Annotated in this window: 12 protein-coding genes and 1 pseudogene; 4 read left to right on the top strand and 9 right to left on the bottom strand. The window is 64.4% G+C overall.

Annotated features, from left to right (window positions below; translation table 11 throughout):
• Nucleotides 1–167: pseudogene (locus ABEL04_RS08990) on the top strand (5-methyltetrahydropteroyltriglutamate--homocysteine methyltransferase); the annotation flags it as partial.
• Nucleotides 168–470: 303 nt separating this feature from the next.
• Here the strand turns inward: ABEL04_RS08990 and ABEL04_RS08995 are convergent.
• The 4 genes from ABEL04_RS08995 to ABEL04_RS09010 form a co-directional block, all read right to left on the bottom strand.
• Nucleotides 471–1,952 carry a UDP-N-acetylmuramate--L-alanine ligase gene (locus ABEL04_RS08995; protein ID WP_375802054.1) on the bottom strand — a complete coding sequence of 494 codons (1,482 nt, stop codon included), beginning with the start codon at nt 1,950–1,952 and terminating at the stop codon, nt 471–473.
• Nucleotides 1,953–1,982: 30 nt separating this feature from the next.
• Nucleotides 1,983–3,176: a CNNM domain-containing protein gene (locus ABEL04_RS09000; protein WP_375802055.1), complete on the bottom strand. Its 1,194-nt coding sequence runs from the start codon at nt 3,174–3,176 to the stop codon at nt 1,983–1,985.
• 370 nt (nt 3,177–3,546) lie between these two features.
• Complete coding sequence (locus tag ABEL04_RS09005) at nt 3,547–7,476, bottom strand: efflux RND transporter permease subunit (protein WP_375802056.1); 3,930 nt, start codon at nt 7,474–7,476, stop codon at nt 3,547–3,549.
• A 128-nt stretch (nt 7,477–7,604) separates the two neighbouring features.
• Nucleotides 7,605–8,564, bottom strand: a complete 960-nt coding sequence (locus ABEL04_RS09010) for an efflux RND transporter periplasmic adaptor subunit (protein WP_375802057.1) — start codon at nt 8,562–8,564, stop codon at nt 7,605–7,607.
• Nucleotide 8,565: 1 nt separating this feature from the next.
• Here ABEL04_RS09010 and ABEL04_RS09015 point away from each other — a divergent pair, with 1 nt between their 5' ends.
• The gene (locus tag ABEL04_RS09015; RefSeq protein ID WP_375802058.1) at nt 8,566–8,847 is read left to right on the top strand and encodes a hypothetical protein; all 282 of its coding nucleotides are present in this window, start codon (nt 8,566–8,568) and stop codon (nt 8,845–8,847) included.
• Here the strand turns inward: ABEL04_RS09015 and ABEL04_RS09020 are convergent.
• From ABEL04_RS09020 to ABEL04_RS09040, 5 genes are all read right to left on the bottom strand, one after another.
• The gene (locus ABEL04_RS09020; protein ID WP_375802059.1) at nt 8,831–10,474 is read right to left on the bottom strand and encodes a TolC family protein; all 1,644 of its coding nucleotides are present in this window, start codon (nt 10,472–10,474) and stop codon (nt 8,831–8,833) included. The two genes, ABEL04_RS09015 and ABEL04_RS09020, sit on opposite strands and share 17 nt — an antisense overlap.
• Nucleotides 10,475–10,543: 69 nt before the next feature.
• Nucleotides 10,544–11,251: a TetR/AcrR family transcriptional regulator gene (locus tag ABEL04_RS09025; protein WP_375802060.1), complete on the bottom strand. Its 708-nt coding sequence runs from the start codon at nt 11,249–11,251 to the stop codon at nt 10,544–10,546.
• 231 nt (nt 11,252–11,482) lie between these two features.
• Nucleotides 11,483–12,553 (bottom strand): mannose-1-phosphate guanylyltransferase, encoded by a 1,071-nt coding sequence (locus tag ABEL04_RS09030; RefSeq protein WP_375802061.1) that lies wholly within the window; start codon nt 12,551–12,553, stop codon nt 11,483–11,485.
• Between the two features lie 81 nt (nt 12,554–12,634).
• Nucleotides 12,635–13,606: a glycosyltransferase family 2 protein gene (locus ABEL04_RS09035; protein ID WP_375802062.1), complete on the bottom strand. Its 972-nt coding sequence runs from the start codon at nt 13,604–13,606 to the stop codon at nt 12,635–12,637.
• A gap of 10 nt (nt 13,607–13,616) precedes the next feature.
• Nucleotides 13,617–14,930, bottom strand: a complete 1,314-nt coding sequence (locus tag ABEL04_RS09040; protein WP_375802063.1) for an oligosaccharide flippase family protein — start codon at nt 14,928–14,930, stop codon at nt 13,617–13,619.
• A 253-nt stretch (nt 14,931–15,183) separates the two neighbouring features.
• On the opposite strand from ABEL04_RS09040, the gene ABEL04_RS09045 reads away from it, so the two are divergent.
• Complete coding sequence (locus ABEL04_RS09045) at nt 15,184–16,311, top strand: glycosyltransferase (RefSeq protein WP_375802064.1); 1,128 nt, start codon at nt 15,184–15,186, stop codon at nt 16,309–16,311.
• 19 nt (nt 16,312–16,330) lie between these two features.
• The gene (locus ABEL04_RS09050; protein WP_375802065.1) at nt 16,331–17,152 is read left to right on the top strand and encodes a sulfotransferase; all 822 of its coding nucleotides are present in this window, start codon (nt 16,331–16,333) and stop codon (nt 17,150–17,152) included.
• Nucleotides 17,153–17,176 lie beyond the last annotated feature (24 nt).

Here is a 17,176-nt window from a genome sequence, read left to right on the forward strand (position 1 = left end):
CGGCCGAGTACCTGCCGGTCGATCGGCTCGGGACGACCGACGACTGTGGCTTCTCCCCCTTCGGTGACGACCGCACGACGGCCCGGCGCACGGCCTTCCGCAAGATTGCGGCGCGGGTGGAGGGGACGGAGATGGCGAGTGAGGCGCTCGGCGTTGCGAACGAATAGCGCTCGTCCTCATACGGGTTTCAGTGGAAAATGTCGGCGGAATCAGTAGGACCTACTCCTTTTGGGCAAGTTCGAGACGCCAAACGTTGCAACGTTAAAACGTTGAACGTTATGAGTTTGCGGAAAAATTGGACATCCCTCGTCTTCCGACTTCGGTTCATTTTCGAGCCGACACGATGAAGTCAAAACGGTATCAGGAGGGCGCGCCCCCTTCGAGCCGCAGTGCCCATTTTGGATCTGTCGACGTTGAACGTTCGAAAGTTGAACGTTGAACGCGTTCCGCCTGGTGCAATCCTAACGAGACTATTCTGAGCCCGCCAACGCCGCTGGCAGGCGCTCGGGCAGGCCGTCGAAGCTGCCATTGCTCATGAGGAGCGCCACGTCGCCGGGCTGGAAGATGTCCACCAGCGTCGGGAGCACGGCGTTCACGTCGTCGAACGTTGTGGCGGGCGTGCCGCGGTCGCGGATCGTCTGGACCACCGCGTCAGGGTCGAGCATGGCGTCGGGGTCGTCGTTGTGGCGGACCGGCGGGGCCTTGAGGAAGACGCGGTCGGCCGCGTCGAAGGCCCGGCCATACTCGGCCTGGAAGAGGGCGCGCCGGCTCGTGTTGGAGCGGGGTTCGAAGAGGGCGATCAGCCGGCGGTCGGGATGGGCGGTGCGGATCGCCTCCACGGTCGCCGCGACGGCCGTGGGATGATGAGCAAAATCGTCGATCACGAGCACGTCGTTGGGGCGGCCGCGCACCTCCTGCCGCCGCTTCATGCCCTCGAACGAGGCGAGGCCCGCCGCGATCTGGGGGAGCGACACGCCTTCCCGACGGGCGAGCAGGGCCGCCGCCAGGGCATTTTCCACGTTATGGCGGCCAGGGAGGGAGAGCCGCACGTCCTCGCTTTTCCCGTTCATCCGCAGCGTGAAGGCCTGACCCGTCGCGGTCGACGCCCGGTCGTCGGCATACACGTCGTTGCTCGGGGCAAGGCCGTAGGTGCGGACCGTCGCGCTCGTGTGGTCGGCGAGGGCGCGCACGTCCGGGTCGTCGCCGCAGAGGGCGAGCAGGCCGTCCCGGTTGAGCAGCCCCACGAAGTCCTCAAAGGCGCCCCGGTAGTCGTCCCGGTCGGCAAAGATGTCGGCGTGGTCGAACTCCACGGAGCTGACGACGGCGGATTGCGGCCGGTAGTGCATGAACTTCGGCCGCTTGTCGAAGTAGGCGCTGTCGTACTCGTCGCCCTCCACCACGAACGGCGCGTCAGAGCCCAGCGCGTAGCTCTGCCCAGTGTTTTTCGTGACGCCGCCCACCAGAAACCCAGGGTCCTGCCCGGCGTGCCGCAGGAGGTGGACGAGCAGGCCGGTCGTCGTCGTTTTGCCGTGGGTGCCGGTGACGACGAGGGGCCGCCGGGCATCGGTGAGAAAGCAGTGGGCCAGCGCCTCGGGGAAGGACTGCTGGGGGAGGCGCTCCTCGCGGGCGTAGGCCGCCTCCGGATGGGTGGGCGTGCAGGCATTGCCCACCACCGTGAGGTCCGGGGCGGGATCGAGGTGGGCCGGATCGTAGCCCTCCTGCACCGGGATGCCCTGCTCGGCCAGATGGGTGCTCATGGGCGGATACACGCCGTCGTCGGCCCCGCGGACGTCCATCCCAGCCTGCTTGAAGAGTCCGGCCAGCGCGCCCATGCCGGTGCCACAGATGCCGATGAGGTGCACGTCGTCGATCTGGGCGAGTGGGGGCACGTCGGGACGAGGAAACCGCCGGAGAGCGGCGTCCGGCAGGTCGTCGATGGGTCGGCGGGGCATACGTGGGACGGGCGGGACGGAGGCGAGCGGCTATTCGTCCTCGGAGGATTCCGACGACGACCGACGGGCCACCTCGGACATTTCGGCGGCGACGACGGATTCGTCGTCCGTCCGGTCCTGCTGCAGGACCGTCTCGCTCAACTCGTCGGCATCGGCGGCCGCAGGCGTTTCGAGGGCCTCCTCCGAAACCATGCCCAGCTCGCGGGCCCGCTGGAACCACTGCTTGCGGGCCAGGGCCTGCATGTCTTCTACCGAGTCGGCCTCGTCTACGATCTCCAGGCCCAGGAGCGTCTCGACGACGTCCTCCATGGTGACGACCCCCGCCACGCCGCCGTACTCGTCCACCACGAGTGCGATGTGCTCCAGGCGGTCGAGCAGGCGCTCCAGCAGATCGGGGAGGGGCAGCGTCTCGTGGACCACCAGAATGTCGCGGGCCATCTCTTCCAGGGTCACGTCGAACTCTTCCTGGGCGGCTCGCAGCAGCATCTCGTCCTTCAGCACGTAGCCGGTGATGTCGTCGGGATCGTCCTCGTAGACGGGGATGCGGGAGAAGCGAAACTCATCGTACTCCTCCACCACGTCGCCAATCGTCTTCTCTTCGGGCAGGTCGAAGATGACCGTCCGTGGGGTCATTACATCCTTCACCCGCAGGGAGTTGAAGCGGAAGAGGTTCCGCAGAATGCGGGATTCCTTCTCTTCGAAGACGCCCTCTTCCTCGCCCAGCTCGGCCATCGCCGTGAATTCCTCACGGCTGAAGGCGGTCTCGTCCTCGTCCCGCGAGAGCAGGTGGGTGAGGCCCTGAGAGAGCTTCACTAGGGGCCACATCACAATGATCGTCGCGACCAGCAGGTTGACGACCGCCGGGGTCAGGGTTCTCCAGTACACGGCCCCCAGCGTCTTCGGGATAATCTCCGAGAGGACAAGAATGAGGAGGGTCAGGATGGCCGCGACGATTCCCGTGTATGCTTCCCCGAAGACGATGGCTGCCTGGGCGCCGACGCCGGCCGCGCCCACAGTGTGGGCGATCGTATTGAGGCTTAGGATGGCTGCCAACGGGCGGTCGACGTTCTCCTTGAACTGGTGGAGTCGCTCCCCCACGGCGCTGCCCTCACGCTCCAGGGCCGCCACGTACGACGGTGTCACGCTCAAGAGCACCGCCTCCATCATCGAGCACAGGAAGGAGACGCCAATCGCCAGCGCAACGTAAAGAGCAAGTAAGCCCATTCGGGATGGGAGGAGACTGAAGAAAATCCAGTAGGTCGGGGCTGGCTCGAGAAGTCCCGACCGTCGTCGCTCGTACGACTGAGGACTACTGCAATGTTACTGCAGGATAAACAACTAATGCAGAGGGTCTCGTTCGGTTTCTTCGGGACGGTACAGACCGAGCAGACGGATCCCCTGTTCCACACGAAAAAGAACGTTCCCTGGAAAGAGAGCCGGGTGCGCCGTTTGCGGAGACCCGTCGGCCTCTCTGTCCCCGGTCTCCCTGGGCCATCTCGATCAGTGTTACTGGGGGATACAAACGCTTTGCGGGGCGAGGGAGCAGAGAGACCGCAGTTCCGAAAGCCACGAGGAATTCCTCCCGGACACTCCCTCACGTGTCCGACGGACGTTCCGGTTTCGGCGACGGGGTGCCAGAGGGCGCTGGGGCTCCGTTCCCCGGCACTTCCTTGTCGAGGAGGCTTTCGGTCACCACCGTATCGCTTACGATCGAGGCGTCGTCGGGCTCGCCGCCGAAGGCCTGCGTCAGGCGGAGACTGACCGAGTCGAACGCCGAGTACATCACCGGCACGATCACGAGTGTGAGGAAGGTGGCGAAGGTGAGCCCCGAGATGATGGCCGTGCCCATTGGGCCCCAGAACTGCGTATTCTCGCTGCCGAGTTCGAAGTTGGGGGCGAAGTTGGTGAGCAGGCCCACGAAGTCGACGTTGATGCCGAACGTGAGGGGCACGAGGCCGAGGATCGTGGTCAGCGCCGTGAGCAGCACGGGGCGCAGACGCGTGGCACCGCCCTCAATGATGGCGTCTCGTTTGTCCGCCCCCCGCCCACGCAACTGCATGATGTAGTCGACCAGTACAATGTTGTTGTTCACCACAATGCCGGCCAGGGCGATGATGCCGATGAAGGTGAAGAGGTTGAACGGCGTGCGTGTGAGGATGAGGCCCAGAAGCACGCCGATCAGGCTCAGCCCGACGGCCGACATGATGATGAACGGGGCGCTGATCGAGTTGAACTCGATGATCATGATGAGAAAGATGAGCGACGCCCCGATCAGCAGTGCCGTTGTCAGGAAGCCGAAGGATTCCTGCTGTTCCTCGTTGCCGCCCGTGTACTTCATCGTGTACCCGGGGGGCAGGTTCTGCCGGTACTCCGACAGCTCCTTCTGCACCCGATTGAGCACCTGGGGGCCGTTGTAGCCAGGGGCCGCGCCGCCGGACACCGTCACCACACGCTGCTGGTCGATGCGCGTGATGACCCCAAATCCGGTGCTTTCCTCAATGTCGGCCACCGAGGTGAGCGGGATCTGCCGGCCCCGGCGGTTCGTCACGGTCAGATTTGTCAGGCTTTCGAGGCTCTTGCGATCTTCCTGCTGGAGCCGCACGGTGATATCGTACTCGTCCTCGCTGCTGCGGTACGTATCGGCCTCCACACCCTGTATGGCCGCCCGGATCGTCTGGGCGATCTGGCTCGTCGAGAGTCCGTACTCGGCCGCCTGCTCCCGGTCTATGTCAATCTGAACTTGGGGGCGGCCGGTGTTCAGGTTGTCAGTAATGTCGACCAGACCCGGAAGACGACCGCTCTGAGCGGCGTCCTCGAGCTTGCTCTTCACCTCCTTCGAGATCCGGACGATTCGGCCAAACTTCGGTCCCGAGATCTCAATGTTCACGGGAGGGCCGGTGGGAGGACCCTGCTGCTGTTTGGTAAATTCGATCTCGGTACCGGGAATGCCTCGCAGCTGAGCACGGAGCTTCTTGAGGGTGCGCGTCGAGGGCTCAGGGCGCTTGGCGTAGTCCACCATGTTGAGCGAGATCCGCGACCGTTCGGGCTGCTGGGCGCCGCCCCCGAATTGAGCGTCGCCCCCCACGCCCACGTTCAGGAGAAGATTTTTGATGTTGGTCTCGGACTTGGGATTCTTCTCGAGTAGCCTCAGAATCCGGTCCTCGATCGTTTGGGCGACACGGTTGGACGCCTCGAGAGTGGTGCCGATCGGAGCCTTGGCGGTAATCTGCACGCGGTTTGGGTCCGTGTCCGGGAAGAAGGCCTGGCCGGTAGGGGCGAGCACGTAGAGGCCGCCGATGAGGATGAGGCCGCCCAGGGAGCCGTTCAGCAGGGCCGCCCGGCTATCCGTAAGGAGGAGCCGATCCCTTGTATTGAAGAGAGCGCCGAGAAGGCCCACGAGGACGATTCCTGTTGGGGCTGCCATGAGCTTGAAGAGGGCGGGCAGAGCGAGGCTTCCTGTCACGTAGCTGATGCCCAGAATGGTGAACATCACGGCGAAAAAGGCACCTCCGAGCTTGACGCTCGTCCAGCCCCCGAGATAGATGCTTTCGAGCGAATGGAGGACGATCCCTATTCCGCCGAGGGCAGCCAGAACACCGCCGGGCACGAGGAGGAGCATTCCGGCAATCTTCCCGGCGGCCAGCCACACGGCCCCGCCGAGGGCAGCGAGAACGGTCCCGCCGGCCAATGCCGCGAGGGCCCCGGTGTTGCGGAGGAACGCGTAGTTCACTGAGTAGTCGCGCTCGAGCATCCGTTCCAGGTAGCCGCGGTACCACTGGATGAGATTCGGGAGGCCGCTTTCCACGAAGCGGTCGCCGAGGGGGGACATGACATAAACGTGGAGGAGGTAGAGTGCCGGAACGGCGGTTCCTACGACGACGAGCGTCTCCCAGTTGGCGATCCCCAGCGTGACACCGAGTAGCAGAATGAGCGCCACCCCGCCGTACCGCGCAATCGCCGGCCACTCCTCGGACGCCGCCTCGTCGTCCTCGCGCCCCTTCACCTGCACGAAGAAGCCTGTGACGACCGGATTAATGACGAGCGCGACGAAGAGAGAACTCGCGAGCGTGATGATGAGCGTGAGCGGCAGGTAGCTCATGAACTCCCCGATGATCCCCGGCCAGAAGAGCATCGGCGCAAAGGCGGATAGGGTCGTGGCCGTGGCGGCGACGACGGGCCCGCCCACCTCCGCCGTGCCCAGGCGTGCGGCCTCCCAGCGCGAGTAGCCTTCCTCACGGAAACGGTAGATGTTTTCAATCACCACCACCGCGTTGTCTACCAGCATGCCCAGCGCGATGATGAGGGAGAAGAGGATGATGAAGTTCAAGGTATAGCCGAGGGCTTGAAAGACGAGGAAGCTGGTGAACATCGACAGAGGAATGGCGATGCCCACGAGCGTGGCGTTCCGGACGCCCATGAAGAAGAGGAGAACGGCGATGACGAAGATGAGGCCGCTGATGATGTTATTTTCCAGGTTCGTCACCAGGGACTCCACGTTCTCACTCTGGTCACTGGTGATGAGTACCTCCGTGCCGTTTGGAAACGAGAACTCGTCGAGGGTCGCCTTCACCTTGTCGGAGGTCTCCAAGATATTGGCGCCCGGCCGTTTCGTGATGCCCAGGCTGATCACCGGCGAGGTCTCCCGGGCCGAGTCTGGAATGGTGACTGTTTTGCCGCTCTCGGTTTCGCGTTTCAATATGCGCAATCGGGAGTAGGACTTGCGGTCCTTAAATCCGAAGATCACGTTCGCCACGTCGCCCACGTGCACGTTCCCTCCGTTCGGCGTCGTCTTCACCACGAGTTCCTCAATCTGCTCGGACGGATTTTCAAAGCGCCCATCCACCCGGACGAGGTAACTGAGTCGATTGACTTCGATGGCACCGCCCGGGATGTTCGTATTCTCTTGCTGGATCGTGGTAATGAGGGTATTGAACGACACGTTGTGGGTCTTGAGGGCCGCAAGATCCACGTTCACCTGCACCTCGCGGGTGAGGCCGCCGGTCAGGTTGGCCTCCAGCACGCTGGAGATGCCCTCGAGCTCCTCCTGAAGATCCTCTCCCACCTCCTTCAGCCGGGCCAGGGAGTAGTCGGCGGCCAGGTTGACCCGCATGATCGGAAACTGGTCCGTGTTGATCTCGTCCACCTGGGGCTCCTCCACGGCGTCGGGCAGATCGGGCTGAGCGCGGTCTACGGCCCGGTTCACCTCCTGGTAGGCCTTGTCGGTGTTGACGTCGGGCGTAAACTCGATGATGACCGTCGAGACGCCCTGCGCCGACTTGGAGCGCATCTCGTCGATGCCGTTGATCGAGCTAATCTCCTGTTCGAGGACCTTCGTCACGGTCGACTCGACGTCGCTGGGGCTGGCCCCCGGGTAGATGGACGTGACGACGATCTGCGGGAACTCAATGGACGGGTTCGACTCCTTCGGGATCGTGAGGTAGCTCACCAGCCCGCCAATGGCCAGGATCAGGGTGAAGACGGCGATCGCCGTGCGGTACTTGATGGAGAGATTGGTGATCTTCATCGTAAAAGCGTCAGTTCGTGCGAGACAAAGTGTCTACCAGCGGAGAATGAGGCTCAGGAACAGCAGTCGGCTTTCGGCGATGGCGAGGCGAGTTCCGCAGTCCGCCCCCCAAATTTCTCATGCCGTACTCAGTTCGTCGGGGGCGTGGGCAGCGACGACTCGCCCTCGTACGGTGTGCCGGACGCCGACGGGCGATCGTACCGGTCTGCAACCTCTAGCGGCGTGCCCGGGGACACGTTGTTCTGGCCCACGACAATGACCTCGTCCTCCGCCGTGAGCCCAGAGTTCACGACGACGTTCCCTCCTGTTTCTGGGCCGAGGTCCACCGCCTGCTTTCGGGCCACGGGCGTCTCGTCGGTACGGTCGACGACGTAGACGTACGTGCCGGTCTCATCCCGGAGAATGGCCGAACGGGGAACGACAATCGCGCTGTCGAGGACCGCGCGGGTGACGCGAAGGGTCGTCCCCATCCCCGGCTTGAGAATTCTCTTCTCGTTAGACACGGTAACCTCAATGGGGAAGGTGCGGCTTTCCGGATCGATCATGTTCCCGACGAACGACACCTCTGCGGTGCGCACCCCGGCGCCGTACCGCCGGAAGTCAAGCTGGACCGGGGTGCCCCGCTGAATGTCGTTGGCGTAGCGCTCGGGGACGCCTGCAGTCACCTTCACCCGACGCGTGTTGACGAGACGAACCACCTTGCCCCCTGGGGCGGCCTGCTCCCCCACCTCGATAAACCGCTCCTCCACGGTCCCGGCGAAGGGAGCCTCCAGACGAGCATGCGACAGGCGCGTCTTGGCCTGTTGGAGGGCAGCACGGGCCTGATTGCGCTCCGACCGCACCTGCTCGAACTCAAGCGCACTGATGATGGAGTCGCGGTAGAGCGGTTTCTGGCGCTCGTAGCGGTCCTGGGCCAGTTCATAGCGGGCCCGCGCCTGCTTGACGGCCGCCTTCGCTTCTTCCGCGTCGATTTTCGCTACCAATTCGCCCTCCTGCACGCGCGCGCCCCGATCGCGGACCATCGTTACGGTGCCGCCGATCTGGGCCGAGAGTGTCGCGTCTTCGAGGGCCTCAACGCTCCCGGTCATTTTGACGACATCCGTAAACGAGGTTGGCTTCAGGAGGAGGGTCTCGACCCGTGTCCTCGGTTGGGCGGGGGCCTTTGCAGAGGCGTTCGACCCCTGTCCCTCGCTGCAGCCGGTCGTGAAGACCAGACCGCTCATCAGCATCGTCGTGAAGGCAAGAAGAGAGGCAGAGCGAGGGAAGGAAAAAGAGGAGGCGATGGTGCGGAAGATCATCGTCATGGGAGCAAACGTCTCGTCGGTGGAGGTGAGAAGGAACGGAGAGGGGAGGGTTATCGGCGCGTCATGAGGTACGACTTGGAGGTGGGCGTGAGGGGCTGGCCCAGGGCGGTCTCAAGGTCGGCACGGGCGACCAGGTAGTCGTACACGGCCTGGAGGTAGTTGAGGCGGCTCTGGTCAAGCTGCTCGGAGGCCTCTCGGAGCTTGAGTTGAGTCGCTACCCCTTCGCTCACGCGCTTCGACACGTGGTCGTAATTGAGCTCTGCGCGGCGGACGTTGGCCCGCTGCGTCTCGATGCGCTGGCGGGCATTTTCGAGGTCGCGGAGGGCCTTGCGCACCTCCAGCTTCACGGCGCGGCGCAGCCGGTCGCGCCGGAGCTCAGCGCGCTGCTGTTTGATCTGGGCCTGCTGGACGCGAGCCGACCGCTGGAAGCCGCTGAACAGGTTCCAGTTGAACTGAAGCCCGACGCTGAACGAGGGATTCCAGAAGTTGTCGTGGAAAAAGCCCCGGCTCTGCTCTGCGTAGTAGAAGGGATCCGTAGGGTCCTGCGGGTTCCTTGTGAGGATGCGCGAGCGATCGTCCGGCACGCGCCCCGAGTAGCTAAAGTTGGCGACGGCCTCGACCTGGGGATAGAAGGCCGCTCGGCTCGACTCGGTCTGAATCTCCCGGAGGTCCACGTTGCGCCGGGCGCGCTTGAGGTCGGGCCGGTTTTTGATGGCCTGGTCCACGGCCTTCGACATCGAGATGGTCTCGAGCGACACCTGCTGTAGGCCGTTGCTGTATTGCTCTTCAAGACTGCCCTCGAGCCGGACGGGTTGCTCTGGCGAAAGGCCAATGGTGCGCGTGAGTTGATCCCGGGCAAGGCGGGCGGCGTTTCGAGCTTCAATCCGCTGCGTGCGTGCATTTGAAAGTTCCACGCGCGCCCCCAGCCGCTGCGCCTTCGGAATGACGCCCCGCCTCACACGGGTCGAGACCTCCCGGAGGGTCTTCTTCGCCCGTTCCACCCGCTTCTGGAGGACGCGAGCCCGCTCCTGGGCCAGCAGTGCCTGGTAGAATGCTTTCACCACCTCGTTCGTCACCACCTGTACCTGCCGGTTGCGGGCATAGCGACTCACGTCCCTGAACTCCCGGGATCCTTTTACAGACGTGAACGCCTGCTTGCTGTACAGCGTCTGGGTCAGTTGCAGTCCGCCCCGGAATTCGTTGGCGACGCTGAAAGGGTTGCCGCCCCCACCGAGGGTAACGCCTGACTGGGCAAGGGCGAGGCTATCTCGCCGCTGGAATTCAGGAAACGTAATCGGATCCGTGCCCTTGTTGCCGTCCAGCCGCTGCCGCTCATTGAACGCGAGCCACTCGGTCTGCCCCCCGCCGCCGATGAGGCTCGCGGCGTCGCTTCCAGCGAAGGGATTGGCCGTGACGACGTTGCGGGTGTAACTGCCCGTGAGGTCGAGTGAGGGGTACAGGTTGCCCCAGGCTTCCTGGATCCGTGCATTTGCTTCTTTGAGGTCGAGTTGGGCAGCGCGCACGTCCGGGTTGTTCTTAAGGGCCGTCTGGACGGCCTCCCTGATCGTGAGAACGAGAGGCTCCGCGTCGGTGGAGCGAGGGACGTCGGAGGACTGGCTCGTCCCGGCGGATTGGGCTCCCGCTGTCGAGGGAAGAAGCAGGGCCGCGCACACGCTCAGAATGAGGGCGGGCACCGAAGGAACGAAATCGAACACATGCATGGAAGGTGCAGGTACCATCGGACGACGAGGGAATCGGACGAGTTACGCAGAAGGGGCGGTGTCGGCCTCTAGGCCATCGAAGAGGAGAGCCGTCAGGAAATCGGCCGCGGCCTCGGGGTCGTGCAGGAGGGGCGCGTCCGGCATGCACTGACGCATCGCCTCATTGTCGGCGCCGCGTTCCGCAAGGCAGCGGTGCACCACCAGGTCGTGCACGACTTCCAGGAGCATGTGGGCCACCGATTGGGGGGGGAACGACGCGATCCGACCCTCGTCCATTGCGGCCTCCACGACGGGCGTGGCCGCGTCAATCATCCGCTGTTGCTGTTCCTGAAAGTAGGCCGCCTTGTCCGCGTCGTTGCTGAAACAAAGGCGATGGGACTCCTTGATCAGGATGAGAAAGAGATCTTCCCGCTCCTCGTAGTACGTGAAAGACCGCTCGACCAGGGCGTGGAAGGCGTCCCGAAATGAACGCTCGCCGGATGCGGCCGTCTCGAAGGTCGAGCGTATCATCTCGTGGAGGTCGTCGTAGACCTCGTCGAAGATGGCGAAGAGGAGTCCCTCCTTTCCGTCCTCGAAGTAGTTGTAGAGGGTGCCCTTCCCGAACTCGGCCCGCTCGGCGATCTCGTCGAGGGGGGCCTGTTCATAGCCTTTCTCGGCAAAGACGGACTGGGCGGCCTGAAGCATGGCCTGGCGGCGCATGCGGCGCTCTCGCTCGCGGCGGGACAGGGAGGAGTCGGAGGGCTTGGCCATTCGGAACCGGTGGGGGAAGTGGCAGGAGCAAAGGTGACTGTACCGTCACTGTCTGACTAACAAGTCATCAGGTGACCGAAACGTCACACTCCGCCGGGAAGTTCGGCGCGTTTTTCCAAGAAAAAACAAATGTTAGACACAGAAATGAGAAATGCCCGTCCCGGGAGCTCCAGGACGGGCACTGTAGAGCAGAACGAGAAAACTCCCCGACTCAGCGAGGAACGAACGGCGTCACACGTACTCGTCAAACTGGTGGGCGTGAAGGTACTCGACGACCTGTTTCACCTGTTGCGCGTTCTCCCGGTCACAGACGAGGACAGCGTCGTCGGTGTCAACCACCACCTTGTCGTGGATGCCGACGAGAACCACGAGGCGGTCGCCGGCCCGCACGTAGCACCGGCTCGAGTCTTGCATGATGACGTTGCCCTCGATGACGTTGCCCAGTTCGTCCTTGTCGCTCAGGTCATACACGGCTCGCCAGTCGCCCACGTCGTTCCAGTCGAAGGTGCCCGGCACCACGTACACAGTGTCGGCCTGCTCCATGACCCCGTAGTCGATCGAGATGCGCGGGCTGTTCCGAAACGCCTCCGTAAGCGCCTCCGCGTCGGCCGTTCCCTCCGCCGCCCGAACGGGCGCGAAGGCGTCGTACGCGTCGGGCAGGTGCCTCTCGATCTGGGCGAGGATGGTATCGGCCTGCCAGATGAACATGCCACTGTTCCACAAAAAGTCGCCGGCGTCGATAAATCGCTCGGCGGTGGACGGGTCGGGCTTCTCGGCGAAGGTCTGCACCGGGTGCGCCCGCAGCTTGGGGTCGTCCTCGTCGGTGCCGTCGTACTGGATGTATCCGTACCCGGTGGCCGGATAGGTTGGCTCGATGCCGATGGTGACGAGGGCGTCGCGCTCCCGGGCCGTGTCGAAGGCGACGTCGAGCGTCTTGTGGTACTGCTCGACGTTCCCGATCACGTGATCGGCCGGGAGGACCGCCATCGTGGCCTCCGGATCGCGGGCGGCGAGGACGGTCGCCGCGTACGTGATGCAGGGAGCCGTGTTGCGGCTAATCGGCTCGGCGAGGATGTTCTCCTCCGGCAGGGCGGGCAATTGCTTTTTCGTTTTCTCCACGTACCGCTCGTGGGTCACCACGAGACAACGCTCCGGGGGAATAAGTCCTTGGAGCCGCGCGATGGTGTTCTGGATGAGCGTCCCGTCACCGAAGATGTCGAGGAACTGCTTGGGGTGCTCTTTGCGGCTGACGGGCCAGAAGCGGGTGCCGATGCCACCAGCCATGATGACGGCGTACTTCATGTTGAAAGGGTCAAGATGGGGATAGGATACGCGAGCACTTGCTGCAACATAGGTGACGGGCCTGAAAGTTGCACACGATGGTCACGCATCGACGGGTCCGCTGTGAAGTAGAGAATGGGCACGCGTCCACACAGTCTGGAGGCCTCGGAGCAGGCCGCGAAGGGCCGCGTTGCGATTGTGTGCCGACGACGTGGCGATGGCAAAAAGGCGGCCGACGAGGCTCCACCAGTATGCTAGACGCGAGCCAAGGGCGCCAAAATGCTTCTCGACGAACCAGCGGCGGTGCACAGTGAGAGCGTAGCTGTACCGCTCGGCGTCAAACCGGTTGCGCGGCGAGCGCCGGTGGGTAAGACGAGCCTCGGGCTGCACGACAAGCCGGGCCTGCCGTTGAATCCGGTACGATAGGTCGAGATCTTCGAGCATCGAATAGCCTGTGAGGGCCTCGTCGAAGCGATGCTGCTCCAGAAGGGTGCGCCGGTATGACGACGAACATCCACTGAGCCATTCTGTGTCGCGGAGCTCAGACGCATCGGTTGGAGAAGGATGCTGGGCACTCGTGGCACAGCCGGACGGCAGGACGCGCCCGCCCTCCGCGTGGCCTAAGAAAAATAGACGTCGCAGTCGCTCACTGCGGGCCGACGGAGCGTCCTTGGAGGGCTCCAGGACGATCCCTCCCACCCCGCCTACCTCCGGCTCCGTGCGAAGTACCGCCGATAGCGCCTCGAAGTAGCCGTCGTGCACCGTCACGTCGTCGTCGATGAAGTGCACGATTTCGACGGAGGGGGGAAGGCGGTCGAGCGCAGCGTTGCGCTGCCGGGCCGACGACGGCGCGTCTGTGTGCGGCCAGTGGACGCTCGGAAGTGCATCGAACCCGTCGACCACCGAGCGGGTGCGGGCCCGCTCCTCCGCGTCGCTCGCGTCAATCACCGCCAACAGAAGATCAGTGCCGGGGGAGCACGCCGCGAGGCTGTCGAGCGTCCGCCTGAGTTCCTCGGGGCGGTTCCGCGTGCAGATCACGACCGCTTCCGAAACATCGGGAGGCTGAGAAGGCATGAGCGGGACGCTACGTTCGAGATAAATCGGTGCGGAGGGCAGACCAGATGGAGGGAGCAACACCCGTGAGGGCTACCACGCGCTGCCGGACCCACAGGCTGCGGACGACCAGGGTGGTCGCCGTGGCGAGGGCCGCCCCGAATGCTCCATAGAAGGTGATGCCGACGAAGTTCAAGCCAATGTTAAGCACGGAGCAGAGGCCAAAGATGTACGCGGAGGAGCGCTCATGGCCCGTAAGATTGAGCAGGTACAGTTGCGGGCCCATTGCGGCGCCGAACACCAGCGCACTCACGAGAACGATCAGGATCGCTCGGCCTGCCGTGAACGCGGTCCCGAAAAGGGATAGAATCGGCGTGGCGAGGAACGCCAGCCCGAGGCCGACGAGGAGTGTCGGCCAGAAGTACCAGTGCGCCAGGCCCGACACCGTGTCCTGCAGGTCCCCTTCGTCTCCGTGGTAGAGGCGGGAGACCTCCGGGGCCGCCACGGCGTCGACGGCGAAGGAGAAGAAGGTAACAATCTGGGCCGTTCGCAGCGCCGCAAAGTAGATGCCCACCTCCTCTGATCCTACGAGCAGGCCAATCAGGAAGATATCGGTCTTCCGCAGGATGAGCTGGAAGCCGCTCGTCAGGAGCAGGGGGAGCGCAATTTGCAGCCAGCGGCGCGGGGACCGCTCCGAGGAGGACGACCGGTCCTCGAGGGTGCGGCGGATCCCCCACTGCTGCAAGCCCACCATCATCAGAAATACGACGCCCGTCCAGAGGAGCACGGAGAGCGGCGAGACAGTGCCGGCGATCCAGAGGAGGACGCCCACGCCGAGCCCGACGGCGAGGGGCCGCAGTACGTAGTTTGGGGCGTACGACCACGCGTAGCGGTCCAGCGCGCGGAGTGCCTCGGTCTCAAACGAAACGAGCCCCATCAGCGGTGCGAGGGCGAAGCCGACGAGAAGGGTTGCAAGGGACCAGTCGCCGGTCGGCACGAAAAGCGCGACGGCCGTGGCCAGGAGGGCGAGACCGCCGGTGCCCGCCAGGATGAGGCCGCGGCTGGTTTGCAAAAAGCCCCGCAGGAGGGCCGGCTCCTGGTTCGTGCGGTACTCGGGGACAAAGCGCAGTGCGGCACTTGGGAGACCCAGCTTGCCGAACTGAGCGAGGAAGCTGGTCCAGCTGATCGCGAAGACGTACGTCCCGTACCCCCCAGCGTTCATCCAGCGCGCCAGCACCACGTGGAGTCCGTACAGGAGCCCGGCGCCCGCCACTCGAAGGCCGAACGATACCAGTGCCCCGCGTGACAGGGAGTGCCAGGACGGCACACGAAGGGCATCGAACATGGGCGCAAAGCGGGGCGTTGATTGGGCAACGCACACAATGTAGGGAAGCGGGTCGAGAGGCGCACACGGCTTATTTGTCGAGGCCGGCTGAACAGCCGTGGGGCGTGGAGACGTTTCCTGGGGGAGGAGCCGGGGGATTGCAAGTTGACGAGTGATCCGTACATCGTGACGCCGAACCCGCGCCTCACTCTTCACGCCTTGCGCTGGTTGGGGGAAGCGCGACGCCTGATTGCGAGCACGTGTCCACTGGGCCATGCCTTCCAATGCTCAACGACGGGTTGTGCACGTGACGACGGTGCATCATCCGTCGGATCCGCGGATCTTCCACAAGCAACTGGCGTCGCTCCGCGACGCAGGGTACGACGCGCACCTCATTGCGCCCCACGAGCACGACGAGGAGGTGCAGGGCATCTCGATCCACGCGCTTCCGCGCCCCGAGACCCGCTGGCACCGCTTTGCCCTCCAGCCTCAGGCAGCTCGGACCGCTTGGGCGCTCGACGCCGCGCTGTACCAGGTCCACGACCCCGAGCTTCTCCCCCTCGCCTTCCTACTGAAGCAGACGACCGCGGCGACGGTCGTCTATGACATGCACGAGAACTACCGGGCGAAGGGCGCGCTGCTGGGGCGAGGGCTTCGGGCACTGGAGCGCTGGGCGTTCCGGTGGATCGACCACGTGCTGATCGCCGAGGAGAGCTACCGGTCGGTCCTGAAGGGCCACTCGGTGCCCAACACTTACATCGCCAACTACTTTCGCCCGATCGGGGACGAGGCAGGGAACGGGGCCGTCGAGATCTCGCCGCCGCCGACCCGACTCCTCTACACCGGCACCCTTTCCGACAGCCGCGGCCTTCGCACGATGGTAGATCTCGCCGCTCGGATCCGGCGCGCCCGCCGGCCAGAGACGATCGAACTGGTGGGCGTGTGTCACCGCGAGGGGCAGCGGGCCCGGGCCGAGGAGCGGATCCGGACGGAGGGGCTTGGGGACATCATCGAGCGTACGGGATGGGACACCTACGTCCCGCCCTCGTCTATGCCCCCACACTACCACCGGGCCGACGTGGGACTCGCGCTCTGCGAGCCGCACCCCAACCACACGAGATCGCTACTTACCAAGTTCTTCGAGTACCTCCACCATGGCCTGCCCCTCATCTGCTCGGATTTTCCGCTGTGGCGGCGCTTCGTGGAGGAGCACGAGTGTGGCGCCGTGGTGCCGCCGGGTGCCCCGGACGCCGTCCTCGACGTGCTCGACACGTGGCGGGCCCATCCCGAGCGGTACCGGCAGTGTGCCGAGAACGCCCGCGCCGCGGCCCCGCAATACCGATGGGAGACGATGGGCAAGCGCCTCGTCGACCGGTACGAGAGGCTTCTCAGCGCGTCCTGACTCGCCACACGCCGTTACCATGCTGCCGACCTTCCTCGTCATCGGGGCTATGAAGTGCGGGACGACGAGTCTGTACTACTACCTCGCAGAGCATCCACAGGTCGGAATGTCGCGGCGGAAGGAGACGGACTTTTTTCTGGCGGAGCACGGGAACTGGGCGCAGGGCCGCGACTGGTACGCCCGGCAGTTTCCGGACGATGCTCCGGCACGCGGGGAGTGTTCGCCCAACTACACGAAACGGCACCTCTTCGACGGCGTGCCCAAGCGCATCGCGTCGGTCTGTCCGGACGTGAAGCTGATCTACCTCGTCCGGGACCCCATCGAGCGGACGGTCTCGCACTATCAGGGAAGCCGTCAGCAAGGGCGCGAAGAACGGTCGTTCGAGGCCGCGGTGGCGAACGTCGAGCGCAGCAACTACGTCCTCACGAGCCGCTACCACATGCAGCTTCAGCCGTACCTCGACCGGTTTGGCGAGGCCAATCTTCTGGTGTGCACGACGGAGGATTTACGGGCGGCCCCGACGGAGACCCTCCAGCGAATATACCGGTTCCTTGGGGTCGATGCCGCGTTTGAAAATCGACGGACCGGGCGCCGGTTCAATCCGTCGGCGGCCAAAAAGAAACGGGGGCCATGGTACCGCTGGCTCTCGCGTCGGGTGCCTCAGCACATTAAGGACCGCCTGCGGCTGTATCTGCCATTCCACTGGCGTCCGGGTGAACGAGTGTCCCGCCCCAGGGTAGCACCGGCCGTGCGGACGCGACTGGAAGAGACCTTCGGCCCCGACGTTGAAGCGCTCCGGACGCTCACTGGCCGCGACTTCGACATGTGGAGCATACAGTGAGGGCGGGAGAGTGGGCGACACGCA

The organism is Salinibacter sp. (assembly GCF_042218895.1).
Taxonomy (GTDB): domain Bacteria; phylum Bacteroidota; class Rhodothermia; order Rhodothermales; family Salinibacteraceae; genus Salinibacter.